Consider the following 15501-nt stretch of genomic DNA (forward strand, 5'->3'; position numbering starts at 1 on the left):
GGCTTTCGCGGTGCGGTCACCGCACCGCGAAAACCGGACGCCGAAGGGCGGACGGTGCTGTGCGGGGAGGGGAAGCGATGACCGGTGTCGAGGTGAGCGACAGAACGCTGTGGAGAGTGCCCGGCGGGGGCGTGCTCTACCGCACGCCCGCGATGGCCGACGGATCCGTCTACGTCCTTGACGACCTCTTCGGCCTGGCGGCGATCGACGCGGAGACCGGACAGCGGCGCTGGACCCTGCGCGTCGACGCCGGGATCGGAACGTCGCCGGTGGCCGACGGCGGCGTCGTGTACTTCGCCGACACCGTCGGCTGTCTGACGGCGGTGGACGCCGCGACCGGCGAGGTGCGGTGGAAGTGGAGGGCGGGACGGTCGAAGATGTCGAAGCCGGCGGTGGCCGACCACATCGTGTACTCCGTCGCACACGACGGCAGGATGTGGGCGGTGGACGGGCTCACCGGCCGACCGGTGTGGAACGTCACGGTGGCGGACCGTGGCAGGTCCGACAGCCCGTCGCCCGCGGTGTCCCAGGGGTTCCTGTACACGGCCGCCGGGGGGCGCCTGCTGGCCCTGGACACCGCCACCGGGAGCGTGCGCTGGGACGTACGTCCCTCGGGAGGCGTTCCCGGGACGCCGACGGTGACCGGCGGCAGCGTGTACGTGGGCAACCGTGAAGGTCTGGTCGCCCTCGACGCCGTGACGGGCCGGGAACGCTGGCGGATGTCCCCCGGAGGAACGGTGTGGGCGAGCCCCGCCGTGGCCGAGGGCGTCGCCGTCGCCGGTGTCGGCGGCTGGTGTCTGATCGCGGTGGACACCGAGACCGGCCGGGAGTTGTGGCGACTGAGGACCCGCGGTGAGATCCACGCGACGCCGGCGATCGCCGACGGCACGGTGTACGCGGGCAGCCACGACGGGCGCCTGTGGGCGGTGGACGCGGCCACCGGCGTGCCCCACTGGAAGGTCAGGACCACCGAGCCGGTGCACTCGACCCCGTTGGTCGACGGCGGCACGGTGTACGTCGACAGCCTCGACGAGCACCTCTACGCGGTACGGGCCCATCGGCGGGGCGAAGCAGCCGCCGAGGACCACCGCCCCGCAGCGGCCCGTCCGGCACCCGTGAACGCACCCGGGAAGTCCCGCCCCGCTCCGGTCGGCGGCACCGTGCGCTGGCGCGTGCGGGTCCCGGGCGCACGGGACTTCACGGTGGCCGTCGCCGACGGCGTCGTGTACCGGCCCGCCCACCGCGACCTGCTGGCGCTGGACGCCGCCACCGGCCGGGAACGGTGGCGACTGACGTCCGCCGTCCCGTTCCACTCGTCCCCCGTGGTGGCCGACGCCACCGTCTACGTCCGCAACGGCAAACACCTGTGGGCCGTGGACACGGGCACCGGCCACCTGAGGTGGAAGCGGACCGCCGACTACCTGGGGGACAGCCGGGTGGTGGTGGCCGACGGCACCGTGTACCTGGCCGTGGGCGACGGAATCCGGGCCCTGGACGCGGAAACGGGCCGCACGCGGTGGAAGCAGCGGCTCAGGCCCCGTTTCCCGCGCTCCTACGAGGAGTTCACGTCACCCGCGGTGGCCGACGGCCGGGTCTACGTCACTCACCCCCGTGACTCCCTGTGGGCGTTGGACGCCGCCACGGGAAGCAGACTCTGGCAGGTGAGGACCGACGCCTCACCCCACACCGCACCGGCGGTGGCCGACGGCACCGTCTACGCCGGCCGCCACCACGGCCTGGTCGCGCTGGACGCCGTCAGCGGTCGGCAACGCTGGGAGCGCCCCTTCGGCGATCCGACGTGGTCCACGCCCGCGGTCGTCGACGGGACCGTGTACATGGGCAGCAACGGCTGGTACCTGCGGGCCGTGGACGCGGCCACCGGGGAGGAACGCTGGAAGCAGGAGACCGGGGCCGCCCATCAGTCGTCGGCCGCGGTGGCGGACGGCACGGTGTACATCGGCAGCGAGGACCGGTCGCTCTGGGCGGTCGACGCGGCCACCGGGGAAGAACGCTGGCGCCTGCGGACCGGCGGGGAGGTGCACGCGACACCCGTCGTGGCGGACGGGACCGTCTATGTCGGCAGCGAGGACGAATTCCTGTACGCGATCCACACCTGACTCCCCGTGTCCCGGGTCCCTTTACTCACCGGAGTCCCGCGCGGGTTCACCCACGCCACGGAGTGAGTCGGTCCGGTTTCGTCGCCCCGCTGCGGCGCGGCGGCAGTAGCATCTGTGTCCGCACTCATATCGACACCGACAAGGCGGAACCGCCCGATGGCTGACGAGGCCTACCTCTTCCTGCTTCCCGACCGTCACCCGAGCCTCGGCGCCGCCATGGCGGCCGTCGCGCCGCTGGAATGCGACCAGACTCCGGCCGTGCGGGGCTGGATCTCCGCCCACGGTGTGGCCCCCTCCTCCGAGCAGTTGAGGATCCTTCCCGCCGGTTCGGAGGTCCTCATCCCCGAGGAGGCCGAGCGGCTGCCGATCCCGCTGACCGCGGAGGAGGAGGTCCGGGTCCAGCAGGAGTGCGCGCCCCAGACCGTCACCGACATGGAGCGCGAACTGCTGGACTTCCGGGACACCACGCAGGGCTGGGAGACCTTGGTGCACCGGGCGCTGACCGCGGGCATCCCGGCCCCGCGCATCGCCCGGCTGACCGGACTCGACCCGCAGGAGATCGGCCGTCTGACCGGCGTGTGACGCCGGACCGCCCTCAGCGGGAGACGGCGTCCGGTTCGGGGTGCGGGCCGGTGAGTTCCGGCTCCAGCCCCGCACCGACCGGCGCGGGCCGCCGGCCCGCGTCGGCCCGCCACGCCTCGAAGGCACGGGCGGTCAGTACGACGACGGCGAGCCCGAGCAGCCAGCCGCCGAGCACGTCGCTGAACCAGTGCACGCCGAGCGCGACCCGGGTGAAGCCGACCCCGAGCACCGACAGGACCGCCACGGCCCAGCACGCGACACGAGCCCGGCGCGGCACCATGGGCAGCAGGACCAGCAGGAACACCGCGAACGAGGTGGTGGCGGTCATCGCGTGCCCGGACGGGAAGGAATAGCCCGGCGCGTGCGCCACGGGATCCTCCAGCGCCGGCCGCGCCCGCTCGACCAGCGTCTTGACCCCCAGCCCGATCAGACCGCCCGAGACCGCGGTGACCGCCGCCCACGCGGCCAGCCGCCGGGCACCGCGCCACAGCAGCCAGCCGGTCAGCAGCGCCACGCCCACGCGCAGGGTGAACGGGTCCCAGACGTGGTCGGAGAGCACGCGCAGCGTGCGCGTCCAGGCCGGGTGGTCCAGCGCGATCCCGTGCAGACCCTCGGCCGCGCCGCGGTCGAGGTCGCGCAGCGGCCGCCACCGGCCCTCCACGAGGACCAGCACCAGGGCGAACGGCACCGAGGCGGCCGCGGCGACGGCGGCCGCCGCCAGCAGCCGGACACCGAACCGGCGGTCGGCGCCGCCCCGGCGGCCGGGAGAACGCGGTGTCTCGGATTGCGTCGGCATCAGACTCCCGGGTCGGGTTGGATCGGTTCGGGCCTGCGCCCCCGCACCGCCTCCAGCTGCGCGGCGAAGGAGAGCCCGAGGAACAGGGCGATCGAGGTCAGGTAGGCCCACAGCAGCAGGGACATGAAGGCGCTGAGGGGGCCGTAGACCGTGTCGAAGGAGCCGCTCACATCGAGGTAGAGGGTGAGCAGCCAGGTCAGGGTCATCCAGAGCACCAGGTAGAGGGCCGCGCCGAACGCCAGCCAGGTGTAACCGGGTTGGCTGCGGCGCGGGGAGCGCCGGAAGATGGCGCTGGCGGAGATCAGGGCGAGCAGCAGCCCGAACGGCCAGCGCACCACGTTCCACGTCGTCTGCGCGGTCGGGCCGAACCCGTAGACCGAGCCGGCGGCCGAGGCCAGATCGTCGCCGGCGACCATGACGACGAAGCCCAGGCCGAGCGGGATCCCCGCGCACAGCGCCATGACCAGCCCGCGCGTGTACTTGAGGTGGAAGGGCCGGTCGCGTTCGTTGCCGTAGATGCGGTTGGCGCCGCGCTCGATCTGGCACATCGCCGTGGTGACGTTGACGACCGAGAAGACCGCGCCGAGCCAGAGGGCGAGCTGGCCGTCGTCGCCCGCCCTGCGCCTGCTGCGGTCCAGCGCGTCGTCGACCACCTCCGCGCTGGGCCCCTCGGCGATCCGGTGGATGGTCAACTCGGCCATCCTGCCGATGTCCTCGGTGTGCAGGCTGGTGGAGAGGCCGACGAAGGCAAGCGCCAGCGGGATCACCGCCAGCACCGTCTGCAGGGCGAGCGCGCGGGAGTGGCTGAACCCGTCGGCGTAGCGGAAGCGGAGGAACGCGTCGCGCAGCAGCGGCCAGCCGCCGTAGCGGCGCAGCGTCACCCACGCCTCGTCGGCGGAGAGTTCGTCCCCGCTCATGTCCCGGGTCTCCGGGACCTTGGTGGCGCTGCCCACGTCAGCCCTCCAGGTCCGGGACCAGCACCGTCAGCGCGCCCGGTACGACCTCGACGGACAGCCGGCGGCCTGAGCCGACCGGATCGCCGTCGATCTCGCGGGGCTGCGGGGACTCGAAGGTGAACTCAGCCCGCCGGAAGGTGTGGAACTCCGGCTGCCCGCCGCCCTTGCGGCCGTTGCGCCCGCGGTGCGGCAGCAGCGCGCCCACGGTGCGCAGCCAGCCGCCGGGGCCCCGCGGGTCGAGGATCAGCAGGTCGAGCAGCCCGTCGTCCGGGCGGGCGTCGGGTATCAGGCGCAGGCCGCCCTGGAGGGCGCCGGTGTTGCCGACGAGCACCATGCGGGCCGTACCGCGCAGGGGTTCGGCGTCGTCCAGCCGGATGCTCAGCCGCATCCGGGGGCCGCGCATCGCCTTCGGGGCGGCCAGGACGTAGGCGGGCCAGCCCAGTACGGCCTTGGCCCGGTCGTGCTGCTGCGCGTACTCCATCAGCGCGGCGTCCAGGCCGACGCCGGACATCACCGCGAAGTGGGTGGCGGGGAGGCCGTCGCCCTCGACGCGGGCGAGGTCGAGGGCGCGGGTCGTGCCGCCGAGGGCGGCGTCCAGCGCCTCGGCCGGAGCCAGCGGGAGGCCGAGGTTGCGGGCGAGGAGATTGCCGGTGCCGCACGGCACGACGGCGAGCGGGACGCCGCTGCCCGCCAGCCGGTCGGCGGCCGTGCGCACGGTGCCGTCGCCGCCGCAGACCACGACCAGCTCCGCCCCGTCGCCGAGGGCCCGCGCGGTCTGGCCGCCGCCCGGATCGGCGGCCGTCGTCTCCAGGAACACCGGTTCCCGGTGACCGTGCCGGGCGAGGACCTCGCGCAGCGCTGCACGCGTGCCCTCGTCGACCGCGAGGGGGTTGACGACCACGGCGGCCCGGCCCGGCCGGCCCGCACGTCCCGCGCGGCCGGTTCCGGTGCTTGCGGCCGGCGCCGACACGCGGGCGTCGCGGAGCAGGGCGTGGCCCACCACCAGCAGGGACAGGCCGCCGTTGATCAGGCCGCCCAGCACGTCGGTCGGATGGTGCATGCCCCGGTACAGGCGGGACACCCCGACCACGAGCGGCAGCAGGAGCAGCACCGCGGCCACCACGCGCCGCCACGGTCCCCGGAGGCGGGTCAGCGCGAGGACGGCGAGACCGCCGTAGAGGGCGGTGGCCGCACCGGTGTGACCGGACGTGTAGCTGGAGGTCGGCAGGGAGCCGTCGAGCCGGTGCACATCCGGTCGCTGCCGCTCCACCGCGATGGTCACGACCAGGAAGACCAGCGACTGCAGCGAGACCGCGAGCGCCAGGAACGACGCCTGGCGCCACCGCGGCAGACGGGGCACCAGGATCAGCGCCAGGCACGCCGCCAGCGTCACGACGACGACGGTGAGCGTGTTGCCCATCTCGGACCCGACGAAGGAGAGCGTGGTCAGGGTGGACGTACGCAGCCGCTCCAGGCCCCGGTCGACGCCGTCCTCCGCGGTGATCGGCCACAGGTGCCGGGCGGGGCCGGTGATCAGCAGGCCGAGCCCGATCATCAGGGCGGCCTGGCAGGCGGCCCCCGCGCCGATGGACGCGGCGGCCCGCACCAGTCCGCGAGGCGTCCGGCGGCCCCGCCCGGCGGCCCTCGCCCCGGCGGTGGCGGGGCGAGGGCTGTCCTCGGGCAGGTCCACAGATCTCTCCGGTACGGCGGTCGGCATCGCTACTCCCTGGGTCGGCGGTCGGCAGGCGGGGCCGCACCCACAGGTCCGCCCCATCGCACTGGTGCCCCGACAGGCGCGGAGCAGACGGAACGGATGAAGGGACGGCCCGCCCGGGGGCCGCAGGGGTGCGGACAGCACGGATCCCGGGCGCCCACCGGCGCCCGGGATCCGAAGTGGTGCGGCCTACTTGGACTTGAACGCGTCCTTGGCCTTCTCCTTGGCCGCGCGCAGGTCGCCCTTGGACTCCTCGGCCCTGCCCTCGGCCTTCAGGCGCTCGTTGCCGACCGCGTCACCGGCAAGCTTCTTGACCTTGCCCTCGGCCTGCTCACCCTTCGCCTGAGCCTTCTCGTCCGCAGCCACAGCCGCTCACTCCTGTCCTCGTTCGACGTCCACGTACGACCTCCGAGTGACCCCCGGCGGCGTTTCCAAACGAGGAGAAGACCTCCGGGCGGGAAGAAGTCCGATTCCGGCGGGACTTGCCACCACGCTGAACGCATTCGACATACAGCGCAAAGCGGTGGGCACGTTGATGATCTCGGCCGACGCACGCGAGGGCATCACGGCCTCGCCGAGCGCCGACGGGCACCGGCACGAGGACTTTGACGCGAGGGAGTACCGAGATGACCACCACCGCACCCGTCGCCCATCTGGACGACCAGCTCGACGCCGACTTCTACCTGTACGAGTCGCTGCTGCCGGACGAGGAACGCAAGATACTCCTCAAGGCCCGTGCCTTCCTGCGCGACGAGGTCGCGCCGCTGGTCAACGAGGCCTGGAGCAAGGCCGAACTGCCCCGGGAACTGATCGACAAGTTCCGCGACAGCGGACTGTCCGCGCTCGCCTACGAGGGCTACGGCGAGCACCGGCCGGCCGTCAGCAACCTGCTCAGCGGGATGCTCGCCATGGAACTCGGCCGCGTCGACGCCTCGTGCGCCACCTTCTTCGGGGTCCACAACGGACTCGGCTTCTACTCCGTCTTCTACGGCGGCGACCAGGAACAGCGCGACAGGTTCCTGCCCGCCATGGCCACGATGGACAAGATCGGCGCGTTCGCCCTGACCGAACCCGACGGCGGATCCGACGTCTCCGGCGGCATGCGCACCACCGCCCGGCGCGAGGGCGACACCTGGATCCTCGACGGCGCCAAGAAGTGGATCGGCAACGCCACCTTCGCCGACTACGTGGTGGTCTTCGCGCGGGACGTGGACGACGACGAGGTGAAGGCGTTCGTCGTCGAGAAGGGCACCCCCGGCTTCGAACCGGTGAAGATCGAAGGCAAGATCGCGCTGCGGATCGTGCAGAACGCCGAGATCACGCTGACCGGCGTCCGCGTGCCGGAGGCGAACCGGCTGCAGAACATGAAGGGGTTCCGGGACGTCGCCGAGATCCTGCGCCAGACCCGCGGCGGGGTCGCCTGGCAGGCGCTGGGCGTCATGATCGGCGCCTACGAACTCGCCCTGGACTACGCCAAGGAGCGCGTCGCCTTCGGCCGTCCGATCGCCCAGTTCCAGCTGGTCCAGGACCTCCTGGTCAAGAGTGTCGGCAACATCACCGCCTGCTGGGGCATGCTGGTGCAGCTCGCCCGCCTCCAGGACCAGGGCATCTTCCGCGACGAACAGTCCGCGCTCGCCAAGGACTACGTGGCGGCCCGCATGCGCGAGGTGGTCGGCTGGGCCCGCGAGATCTTCGGCGGCAACGGCATCCTCGTCGACTACGACGTCGCCCGGTTCTTCTCCGACGCCGAGGCCCTGTACTCCTACGAGGGCACCCACCAGATGCAGACGCTCATCGTCGGCAAGTCCATCACCGGCCACAGCGCCTTCGTGGGGTGACCACGGGCGGCCACCCGTCCCCGCCGGAAGCGGGTCAGAGCCGCCCCGTGACGGTTCCGCCGAGTGCGCGGGCCCGGCGCACGAACGTCTCCAGCAGGTCCTGGGCGGCCTGGGGCACCGCCTCGGCCCGCCGGCGCCGCAGCGTCAGCACCACGTCGGTGGCGTCGCCGGACAGGGGCCGGCACACGATCGTCCCCGCACGCTCCAGCGGATCGCCGAGGACGCTGTAGTCCGGCAGCACCGTCGCGCCCAGCCCCTCGGCGACCATCAGCTTGCCCATCTCCGCGCCGTCGGTGGAGTAGGAGAAGACCGGGGTGCGGTCCGCCAGCAGCCGGTGCACGTAGCGGTGCATCACATAGCCCGTGCGCATACCGATCAGCGGCACGGAGAGCAGGGCGTCGGCCGGTACCTCGGTCCGGCGGGCCAGCGGGCTGTCCGGCCGTACGCACACCACCGGCCGCCCGCGCAGCAGCTCGGTGGACTCGAGACCGGCGGGCACGTCGTCACCGTCGAGATGGTTCACCAGCCCCAGGTCGAAACCGCCCTCGGCGAGGCGCCGGTGGATCTCCGTCTGCTGCGCGCCCACCACCTCGACCTGGGTGACCGGGTGCGAGGCCCGGAAGTCCCGCAGCACCGGGACGAGCAGCGGCACCGTCGCCGCGTTGACCGTGCCGACGCGCACCATGCGGCTGATGCGGTGCTGCTCGCCCGCCGCCACCCGCAGCCGGTCCACCGCCTCCAGCACCTCGACGATCCGCGGCATCAGCTCCTGACCGGCCGCGCTCATGGTCGCCCCGGTGCGCTTGCGCTCCAGCAGGTCGACGCCCAGCTCCCGCTCCAGGTTGCGGACGGTCTCGCTCAACGCGGGCTGCGACAGGCGCAGTTCGTCGGCGGCCCGGCGCAGCGAGCCGAGCCGGGTCACCGCCGCAATGTATTCCAGCTGTTCGGTCCGCACCCCGGCAGAATGCGCCGCCATTCGGCGTGTGTTCAAGGGTTTCCCTGTCACACGTTCGTGAAATCCAATGGTCCGCGATACGGGAACGGTCGGGTTTTCCTTGACGGCCCGCGACGGCGGCTGCCACCATCGACGGCATGACGATGCGACTGGACCTCACGCGGCGACGCCACGTCGACCTCGCGCGCGTCTCCAGCGCCGCCTGTCGCCGCGCGGCCTGACCCGTCCCTTCCCGGCAGTGATCCGCCGCGCCCCCTCCCCTCCGTCTGAAATTCGCCGGAATTCATCCCGGCGTAATTCGGCGTGTCCGAAAAGGCATTCAGCGACAGGAGTTCCGCATGCCCGCCGCGCCCGTGAAATTCGCCTACTGGGTCCCCAACGTCAGCGGGGGACTCGTCACCAGCACCATCGAGCAGCGCACCGACTGGGGATACGACTACAACCGCGAACTCGCCGTGCTCGCGGAGAACAACGGCTTCGAGTACGCGCTCAGCCAGGTCCGCTACATGGCCGGCTACGGCGCCGAGTACCAGCACGAGTCGACCGGCTTCAGCCTCGCCCTGCTGCTCGCCACCGAGCGCCTGAAGGTGATCGCCGCCGTCCACCCCGGCCTGTGGCATCCGGGCGTCCTCGCCAAGTTCGGCGCCACCGCGGACCACCTCTCGGGCGGCCGGTTCGCCGTGAACGTCGTGTCGGGCTGGTTCAAGGGAGAGTTCACCGCACTCGGCGAACCCTGGCTGGAGCACGACGAGCGCTACCGCAGGGCCGAGGAGTTCATCCGCGCCCTGCGCCAGATCTGGACCGAGGACCACACCGAACTCGCCGGTGACTTCTACCGGTTGCGGGACTTCACCCTCAAGCCCAAGCCGCTCGACGTCGCCGGGCGCCCGCATCCGGAGATCTTCCAGGGCGGCAACTCCACCGCCGCACGCGCCATGGCCGGCCGGGTCTCCGACTGGTACTTCTCCAACGGCAAGGACTTCGCCGGGGTGACCGAGCAGATCGAGGACGTCCGCGCGTCCGCCGCCCGCGCCGGCCGCACGCCGCCGAGGTTCGGCCTCAACGGCTTCCTCATCGCCCGCGACACCGAGGCCGAGGCCCGCGACACCCTGCGCGAGATCATCGCCAAGGCCGACACCGAGGCCGTGGCCGGCTTCGGCGCGGCCGTGGCACAGGCGGGCCGGTCCACCGCCGACGGCAAGGGCATGTGGCAGGACTCCACCTTCGAGGACCTGGTCCAGTACAACGACGGCTTCCGCACCGGACTGATCGGCACCCCCGAGCAGATCGCCGAACGCGTCGTCGCCTACCGGCAGCTCGGCGTGGACCTCCTGCTGCTCGGCTTCCTGCACTACCACGAGGAGGTCGAGTACTTCGGCAAGCGCGTCCTGCCCCTGGTCCGCGAACTGGAGGCGGGGCTCCCCGACCGCACGCCCGCACCCGCCCCGGCCCACGCCTGACCGACCCCGGCCGGGCGCCCGTCCCGCACGGACGTCCGGGCTCCCAGAAAGAGGCACCCATGGCCACCGTCCTGTCCGTCTCCGGCAGCCCCTCCGCCTCCTCCCGCACCGCCCGGCTGCTGCGCCATCTCGACCAGCGGCTGACCGCCCACGGACACGAGGTGATCCCGCTCGACATCCGCACCGTCCCCGCCGAGGCCCTGCTCGGCGCGGACTTCCGGCACCCGGCGATCGTCGAGGCGACCGAGCTGTTCGCCCGCGCCGACGGGATCGTGGTCGGCACCCCGGTCTACAAGGCGGCGTACTCCGGTGTGCTCAAGGCCCTGCTCGACCTGCTCCCGCAGTACGCGCTCACCGGCAAGACCGTGCTGCCCCTGGCCACCGGCGGTTCCACCGCGCACGTCCTCGCCATCGACTACGCCCTGCGTCCGGTGCTCAGCTCCATGGGCGCCGCCCACATAGTCCAGGGCTGGTTCACCCTCGACCAGGACATCACCGTCCGGGAGGACGGCACGCTCGCCCTCGCGCCCGCCGTCACCGAGGCGCTCCACCCGATCGTCGACCGGTTCTCGGCCGCCCTCGGCCGGCGGCCCGTGCTCGCCGCGGCGGGCTGATCCGATGACCGCACACGTCATCAGGGACGAGGCGGAGGCGCTCGCCGTGGCCGCGGCCCTCGCCGCGGAGTTCCGGGCCGGAGCCGCCGAGCGGGACGCCGAACGCCGGCTGCCCCGCGCCGAGCTGGACCGGCTGTCGGCCTCGGGCCTGCTGGCCGTGACCGTGCCCGCCGGACACGGAGGGGCGGACGTCGGCGCGCAGACCCTCGCCGAGATCTTCCGGCTGCTCGGCTCGGCCGACGGCAGCCTCGCCCAGATCCCGCAGAGCCACTTCGTGTACGTCAACGTGATACGCCGCCAGGGGACCGAGGAGCAGCAAAAGTTCTTCTTCGCGGAACTGCTCGCCGGCCGCCGGCTCGGCAACGCCCAGTCGGAGGCCGGGACCCGGCACGTCCAGGACATCCGGACCCGCCTGGAGCCCGCGGCGGACGGCTCGTACGTGCTGCGCGGTGTCAAGCACTACTCCACCGGGGCCCTCTTCGCCGACTGGATCCCGGTCCTCGCCCGCGCCGAGGACGACGACCTGCACGTCGCGTACGTTCCCGCGGACGCGCCCGGCCTGACCGTCGTCGACGACTGGGACGGCATGGGGCAGCGGACGACGGCCAGCGGAACGGTCCGGCTGGACGGCGTGCCGGTCCCCGCCGACCGGGTGCTGCCCCACCATCTGACCTTCCGGGGACCCCAGGTGCACGGAGCGGTGGCACAACTGCTGCACGCCGCCATCGACGTGGGGATCGCCGGGGCAGCGCTGGCCGAGGCGGCGCGGTTCGTGCGGACCAGGAGCCGGCCGTGGTTCGAGAGCGGCGCGGAGACCGCCGCCGAGGACCCGTTGCTGGTCCAGCGGTTCGGCGAACTCGCCGTGCAGACACGGGCGGCCGAGGCGCTGCTGCGGGAGGGAGCCCGCGCCGTCGACGCGGCGGGCGCCCGGCTCACCGACGAGTCGGCCGCCGAGGCCTCCGTCGCGGTGGCAGCCGCGAAGGTGCTCGCCGCCGAGGCGGCCGTGGCCGTCGCCGGGGCGCTGTTCGAGGTCGCCGGCACCCGTTCCGCGCTCAACTCACTCAACCTGCACCGGTACTGGCGGGACGCCCGCACCCACACCCTGCACGATCCGACACGCTGGAAGATCCAGCACATCGGCCGGTACGTGCTCAACGGCACCCTGCCGCCCCGCCACGGCCTGCTGTGACGCCCGGCCCCTCCCGATCGGAGAAACCCCTCGTGTCCCTCACCTTTCACTGGTTCCTGCCCACCAACGGGGACAGCCGCCACGTCGTCGGCGGCGGCCACGGCACCCCGGCGACCGCGTCCGGCCGGGACCGGCCGCCGACGGTCGCCTACCTGAGCCAGATCGCCAAGGCCGCCGAGGACCTCGGCTTCGTGGGGGCGCTCACGCCCACGGGCGCGTGGTGCGAGGACGCCTGGCTGACCACGGCCATGGTGAGCCGGCACACCGAACGGCTGAAGTTCCTGGTCGCCTTCCGGCCCGGTTTCGTCTCGCCCACGCTCGCCGCCCAGATGGCGTCCACGTTCCAGCGGCAGTCCGGGGGACGGCTGCTGCTCAACGTGGTGACCGGAGGCGAGAGCCACGAGCAGCGGGCCTACGGCGACTTCCTCGACAAGGACGCCCGGTACCGCCGCACCGGCGAATTCCTCGACATCGTCAGGCAGTTGTGGGAGGGGAAGACCGTCGACCTGGAGGGCGAGCACCTTCGGGTCGAGGACGCGAAGCTGGCCCGGGTGCCGGAGCCGGTCCCCGAGGTGTACTTCGGCGGATCCTCACCGGCCGCCGGACGGGTCGCCGCCCGCTCCGTGGACGTGTACCTCACCTGGGGCGAGCCGCCCGCCCAGGTCGCCGAGAAGATCGCCTGGATCCGCGGGCTGGCGGCGGAGCAGGGACGCACCCTGCGGTTCGGGATCCGGCTGCACGTCATCACCCGCGACACCTCGGAGCAGGCCTGGGCCGAGGCGAACCGGCTGCTCGACGGGTTCGACCCGGAGACCGTGCGGTCGGTGCAGACCGGGCTCGCCCGCAGCGAGTCCGCGGGACAGCAGCGGATGCTGGCGCTGCACGGCGGGCGGCGGGACGCGCTGGAGATCCATCCCAACCTGTGGGCGGGCATCGGCCTGGTCCGCGGCGGCGCGGGCACCGCCCTGGTCGGCTCGCACGAGGAGGTCGCGGCCCGCATCAAGGAGTACGCGGCCCTCGGGATCGACGAGTTCGTGCTCTCCGGATACCCGCATCTGGAGGAGGCGTACTGGTTCGGGGAGGGAGTGCTGCCCCGGCTGGCCGCCGAGGGACTGTGGCGGCATCCCGCCGGCCCGGCCGAGACCCCGCAGGCCCAGGTGCCGTTCGCGTCCTGACACACCCGGGGCGGGCGGCTCGGACGAGGCCGACGACCTCCGCGAGGTGGCCCGGCGGGGACCCGGAGGCCCACCGGCCGTCCGCCGGATCCGGCGGGGAGTGGCCCCGGCGCCGCCCGTGAGCCGGTCCCCGGCGGCTCACAGCACCGGGAGCCGCTCCATGCCCGGCAGCGGTCTCGGGTGGAAGAGCCGCAGCCGGTGCACCCGTCCGGCCTCGTCCAGTGTGAGCAGCCAGGCCACCGACGGCGGGCAGTGCTCGGGGGCGTCGGACGGATTGACGATGTCCATCTCCCAGACGGCCAGCGTCCGTCCGGCGACGGCATGCGCGAGCCGCTGCCGCACCCCCGCCTCGATGTCGCCGGCCATCGCCCGGACCAGCAGGTCGCCGCCGCCGACCCGGTCGTTGCCCCTGAGCAGGGCGATCTCGGGGGACCAGCGCTCGGTGAGAAGCCGGGCGAAGCCCCCGCTCTCGGCGGCGGCCAGCGTCTCCCGGGCCTGGACGCGGGTCTCGCGGGTGCGCCGCCCGGCGTCGCCGTGCGCGGTGTCCGCCGTGGCGGCCAGGGCCGCCGCCAGCTTGGCCCGGCCCTGGCCGAGCCGGCTGCGGACGGTGCCCACCGGGACCCCGCAGGCCCGGGCGATCTGTTCGTAGGAGGTGACCGCGGTGCTGAAGTGGCGCAGCACCAACGGCAGGCGCAGCACCGGCGTCAGCTCCTCCAGCGCCTCCCAGACCCAGTCCCGCAGCGCGCTCCGTTCGAGCCACTGCTCGGGTCCTGGCTCCGTGGCCGGCAGGCGCAGGTCCTCGTCCACCGGGCGGACGGGGACCGAGGACCGCAGCAGGGACCGGGCGCCGTTGCGGACGATCATCCGCAGCCACGCGCCGGCCGCCGCCGGATCACGGACGTCGCCGATCCGCCGCACCGCGGTCAGGGCCGCCTCCTGGAGGACGTCCTCGGCGTCCGGCCCCGGCCCGAGGATGCTCAGCGCCACCGCGCGCATGCCCGCGCGGTGGCGTTCCAGCAGCAGGCCGAGGGCGGTCACTTCGCCGGCCTGCGCGGCGAGGGTGAGCGCCGTGTCCTCGGCGGCCGCGGCCTCGGCGGTCTCCCGGATCACGCGGGCCGCCCGGGGAAGACCACGCGCAGACTCCGCACCCTGCGGTCGGGCCTGCGGATCATGAGCCAGGCGAGGTCCGCCGGGCAGGGGTCCGGGATCCCGGCGGGGTTGACGGCCGTCATCTCCCAGATGGTCACGTCGGGGCTCGCCACCACGTGCCGCAGCCGCTGGACGACCCCCTTGCTCCGGGCGCGCTCCATGGCGGGGAACGGGTGGCAGCGTTCCCCCGGCGTGCTGAGTACGCCCACCAGTTCGGTCTCGGCCGGCCACAGCTCCAGGATCTCCCTGTGCTGCCGGCCGCGGGCCGCGCCGTCCAGGGTCAGCTCGGCCTCCTGGCGGCTGTCCTCGACGACACGGGCCGCGTCGTCATGGGCCTCGGCGGCCGTCCTCAGCAGCACCTCGGCGAGCTTTCCCCGGGCCTGGCTGAGCCGGCTGCGGACCGTGCCGACCGGTATCCCGCAGGCGTCGGCGATCTCCTGGTAGGAGGTGATGCCGCTGAAGTGCCGCAGCATGAGCACCAGCCGCAGCCGCTGCGGCAGTTCGGCCATCGCGTCCCAGATCCAGTCCCGCTGGGCGTGCCGGTCGACGACCCGCTCCGGGTCCGAGGGCTCGCCGGCGCGCGGGCCCGGCCGGTCGAGGCCGTCGAGCCCCGGTGTCTCGCGGCCGTCGCGCAGCCGCATGCGGGAGGCGTTGCGCACGATCGCGCGCAGCCATGGACCGACGGCCGCCGGATCGCGCACGTCGCCGATCCGGCGGAGCGCGGTGACCACGGCGTCCTGCACCGCGTCCTCCGCGTCGGGGCCGTGGCCGAGCAGGCTCAGCGCCACCGCGCGCATCGGCGCCTGGTGGCGGGCCAGCAGCAGCCCGAGGGCCGCGGTCTCCCCGGACTGGGCCCTGCGGGTGAGTTCCTCATCCGCGGGGGGATCGAGAAACACCATGAAGCGCCTTCCTCCATGTGGTCGTGTCACTGCCGGTGTGGGGACTGTCGCACAGCC

Annotated in this window: 15 protein-coding genes; 8 read left to right on the forward strand and 7 right to left on the reverse strand. The window is 73.4% G+C overall.

Translation table 11 applies throughout. From position 1 onward, the window contains the following. Window positions 1-77: 77 nt before the first annotated feature. Window positions 78-2117, forward strand: a complete 2040-nt coding sequence (locus tag ACIQOE_RS21470) for a PQQ-binding-like beta-propeller repeat protein (protein WP_401413005.1) — start codon at window positions 78-80, stop codon at window positions 2115-2117. Between the two features lie 156 nt (window positions 2118-2273). Next, complete coding sequence (locus ACIQOE_RS21475; protein ID WP_362173955.1) at window positions 2274-2699, forward strand: DUF6003 family protein; 426 nt, start codon at window positions 2274-2276, stop codon at window positions 2697-2699. A 13-nt stretch (window positions 2700-2712) separates the two neighbouring features. On the opposite strand, the gene ACIQOE_RS21480 is transcribed toward ACIQOE_RS21475, so the two are convergent. The 4 genes from ACIQOE_RS21480 to ACIQOE_RS21495 all read right to left on the reverse strand — a co-directional run bounded on the left by ACIQOE_RS21480 (window position 2713) and on the right by ACIQOE_RS21495 (window position 6531). Next, window positions 2713-3495, reverse strand: a complete 783-nt coding sequence (locus ACIQOE_RS21480) for a phosphatase PAP2 family protein (RefSeq protein ID WP_401413007.1) — start codon at window positions 3493-3495, stop codon at window positions 2713-2715. Beyond that, the gene (locus ACIQOE_RS21485; protein WP_401413009.1) at window positions 3495-4448 is read right to left on the reverse strand and encodes a YihY/virulence factor BrkB family protein; all 954 of its coding nucleotides are present in this window, start codon (window positions 4446-4448) and stop codon (window positions 3495-3497) included. The genes ACIQOE_RS21480 and ACIQOE_RS21485 overlap by 1 nt, the downstream gene beginning before the upstream one ends. A gap of 1 nt (window position 4449) precedes the next feature. Continuing rightward, the gene (locus ACIQOE_RS21490; RefSeq protein ID WP_401413011.1) at window positions 4450-6168 is read right to left on the reverse strand and encodes a diacylglycerol kinase family protein; all 1719 of its coding nucleotides are present in this window, start codon (window positions 6166-6168) and stop codon (window positions 4450-4452) included. A gap of 186 nt (window positions 6169-6354) precedes the next feature. Continuing rightward, window positions 6355-6531 (reverse strand): CsbD family protein, encoded by a 177-nt coding sequence (locus ACIQOE_RS21495; RefSeq protein WP_362174262.1) that lies wholly within the window; start codon window positions 6529-6531, stop codon window positions 6355-6357. Between the two features lie 260 nt (window positions 6532-6791). On the opposite strand from ACIQOE_RS21495, the gene ACIQOE_RS21500 reads away from it, so the two are divergent. After that, on the forward strand, window positions 6792-8003 hold the full coding sequence (locus ACIQOE_RS21500; RefSeq protein WP_365571582.1) for an acyl-CoA dehydrogenase family protein: 1212 nt from the start codon (window positions 6792-6794) through the stop codon (window positions 8001-8003). A gap of 34 nt (window positions 8004-8037) precedes the next feature. Here the strand turns inward: ACIQOE_RS21500 and ACIQOE_RS21505 are convergent, their stop codons facing one another. Beyond that, window positions 8038-8958, reverse strand: a complete 921-nt coding sequence (locus ACIQOE_RS21505; protein WP_365554508.1) for a LysR family transcriptional regulator — start codon at window positions 8956-8958, stop codon at window positions 8038-8040. A 143-nt stretch (window positions 8959-9101) separates the two neighbouring features. Between ACIQOE_RS21505 and ACIQOE_RS21510 the strand changes: the two genes are divergently transcribed. The 5 genes from ACIQOE_RS21510 (at window position 9102) to ACIQOE_RS21530 (ending at window position 13396) form a co-directional block, all read left to right on the forward strand. Further along, a complete protein-coding gene (locus ACIQOE_RS21510; protein WP_351322850.1) occupies window positions 9102-9179 on the forward strand; it encodes a putative leader peptide in 78 nt (25 codons plus the stop codon). A gap of 117 nt (window positions 9180-9296) precedes the next feature. Next, complete coding sequence (gene sfnG / locus ACIQOE_RS21515) at window positions 9297-10418, forward strand: dimethylsulfone monooxygenase SfnG (RefSeq protein WP_365554244.1); 1122 nt, start codon at window positions 9297-9299, stop codon at window positions 10416-10418. A gap of 59 nt (window positions 10419-10477) precedes the next feature. Beyond that, complete coding sequence (gene ssuE / locus ACIQOE_RS21520) at window positions 10478-11032, forward strand: NADPH-dependent FMN reductase (RefSeq protein WP_351322651.1); 555 nt, start codon at window positions 10478-10480, stop codon at window positions 11030-11032. A gap of 4 nt (window positions 11033-11036) precedes the next feature. Beyond that, window positions 11037-12221 (forward strand): SfnB family sulfur acquisition oxidoreductase, encoded by a 1185-nt coding sequence (locus ACIQOE_RS21525; RefSeq protein WP_401413015.1) that lies wholly within the window; start codon window positions 11037-11039, stop codon window positions 12219-12221. Window positions 12222-12253: 32 nt separating this feature from the next. Then, window positions 12254-13396 (forward strand): LLM class flavin-dependent oxidoreductase, encoded by a 1143-nt coding sequence (locus ACIQOE_RS21530; protein WP_401413017.1) that lies wholly within the window; start codon window positions 12254-12256, stop codon window positions 13394-13396. A 138-nt stretch (window positions 13397-13534) separates the two neighbouring features. Here ACIQOE_RS21530 and ACIQOE_RS21535 read toward each other — a convergent pair whose 3' ends face one another. Together ACIQOE_RS21535 and ACIQOE_RS21540 are read right to left on the reverse strand one after the other, a co-directional pair. Continuing rightward, window positions 13535-14506 (reverse strand): RNA polymerase sigma factor, encoded by a 972-nt coding sequence (locus tag ACIQOE_RS21535; RefSeq protein ID WP_401413019.1) that lies wholly within the window; start codon window positions 14504-14506, stop codon window positions 13535-13537. Continuing rightward, entirely contained in the window at window positions 14503-15444 is a 942-nt protein-coding gene (locus ACIQOE_RS21540) for an RNA polymerase sigma factor (RefSeq protein WP_401413021.1), read from the reverse strand. Before ACIQOE_RS21540 ends, ACIQOE_RS21535 begins: the two co-directional genes overlap by 4 nt. Window positions 15445-15501: the final 57 nt, after the last annotated feature.

Source organism: Streptomyces sp. NPDC091282 (assembly GCF_044757385.1).
GTDB classification, from domain to species: domain Bacteria; phylum Actinomycetota; class Actinomycetes; order Streptomycetales; family Streptomycetaceae; genus Streptomyces; species Streptomyces gramineus.

Excerpts from the sequence above, each read along its gene's own strand:
- ACIQOE_RS21470 (WP_401413005.1), top strand. The coding sequence starts at position 78 with ATGACCGGTGTCGAGGTGAGCGACAGAACGCTGTGGAGAGTGCCCGGC.
- ACIQOE_RS21475 (WP_362173955.1), top strand. The coding sequence starts at position 2,274 with ATGGCTGACGAGGCCTACCTCTTCCTGCTTCCCGACCGTCACCCGAGC.
- ACIQOE_RS21480 (WP_401413007.1), bottom strand. The coding sequence starts at position 3,495 with ATGCCGACGCAATCCGAGACACCGCGTTCTCCCGGCCGCCGGGGCGGC.
- ACIQOE_RS21490 (WP_401413011.1), bottom strand. The coding sequence starts at position 6,168 with ATGCCGACCGCCGTACCGGAGAGATCTGTGGACCTGCCCGAGGACAGC.
- ACIQOE_RS21500 (WP_365571582.1), top strand. The coding sequence starts at position 6,792 with ATGACCACCACCGCACCCGTCGCCCATCTGGACGACCAGCTCGACGCC.
- ACIQOE_RS21510 (WP_351322850.1), top strand. The coding sequence starts at position 9,102 with ATGCGACTGGACCTCACGCGGCGACGCCACGTCGACCTCGCGCGCGTC.
- sfnG (WP_365554244.1), top strand. The coding sequence starts at position 9,297 with ATGCCCGCCGCGCCCGTGAAATTCGCCTACTGGGTCCCCAACGTCAGC.
- ssuE (WP_351322651.1), top strand. The coding sequence starts at position 10,478 with ATGGCCACCGTCCTGTCCGTCTCCGGCAGCCCCTCCGCCTCCTCCCGC.
- ACIQOE_RS21525 (WP_401413015.1), top strand. The coding sequence starts at position 11,037 with ATGACCGCACACGTCATCAGGGACGAGGCGGAGGCGCTCGCCGTGGCC.
- ACIQOE_RS21540 (WP_401413021.1), bottom strand. The coding sequence starts at position 15,444 with ATGGTGTTTCTCGATCCCCCCGCGGATGAGGAACTCACCCGCAGGGCC.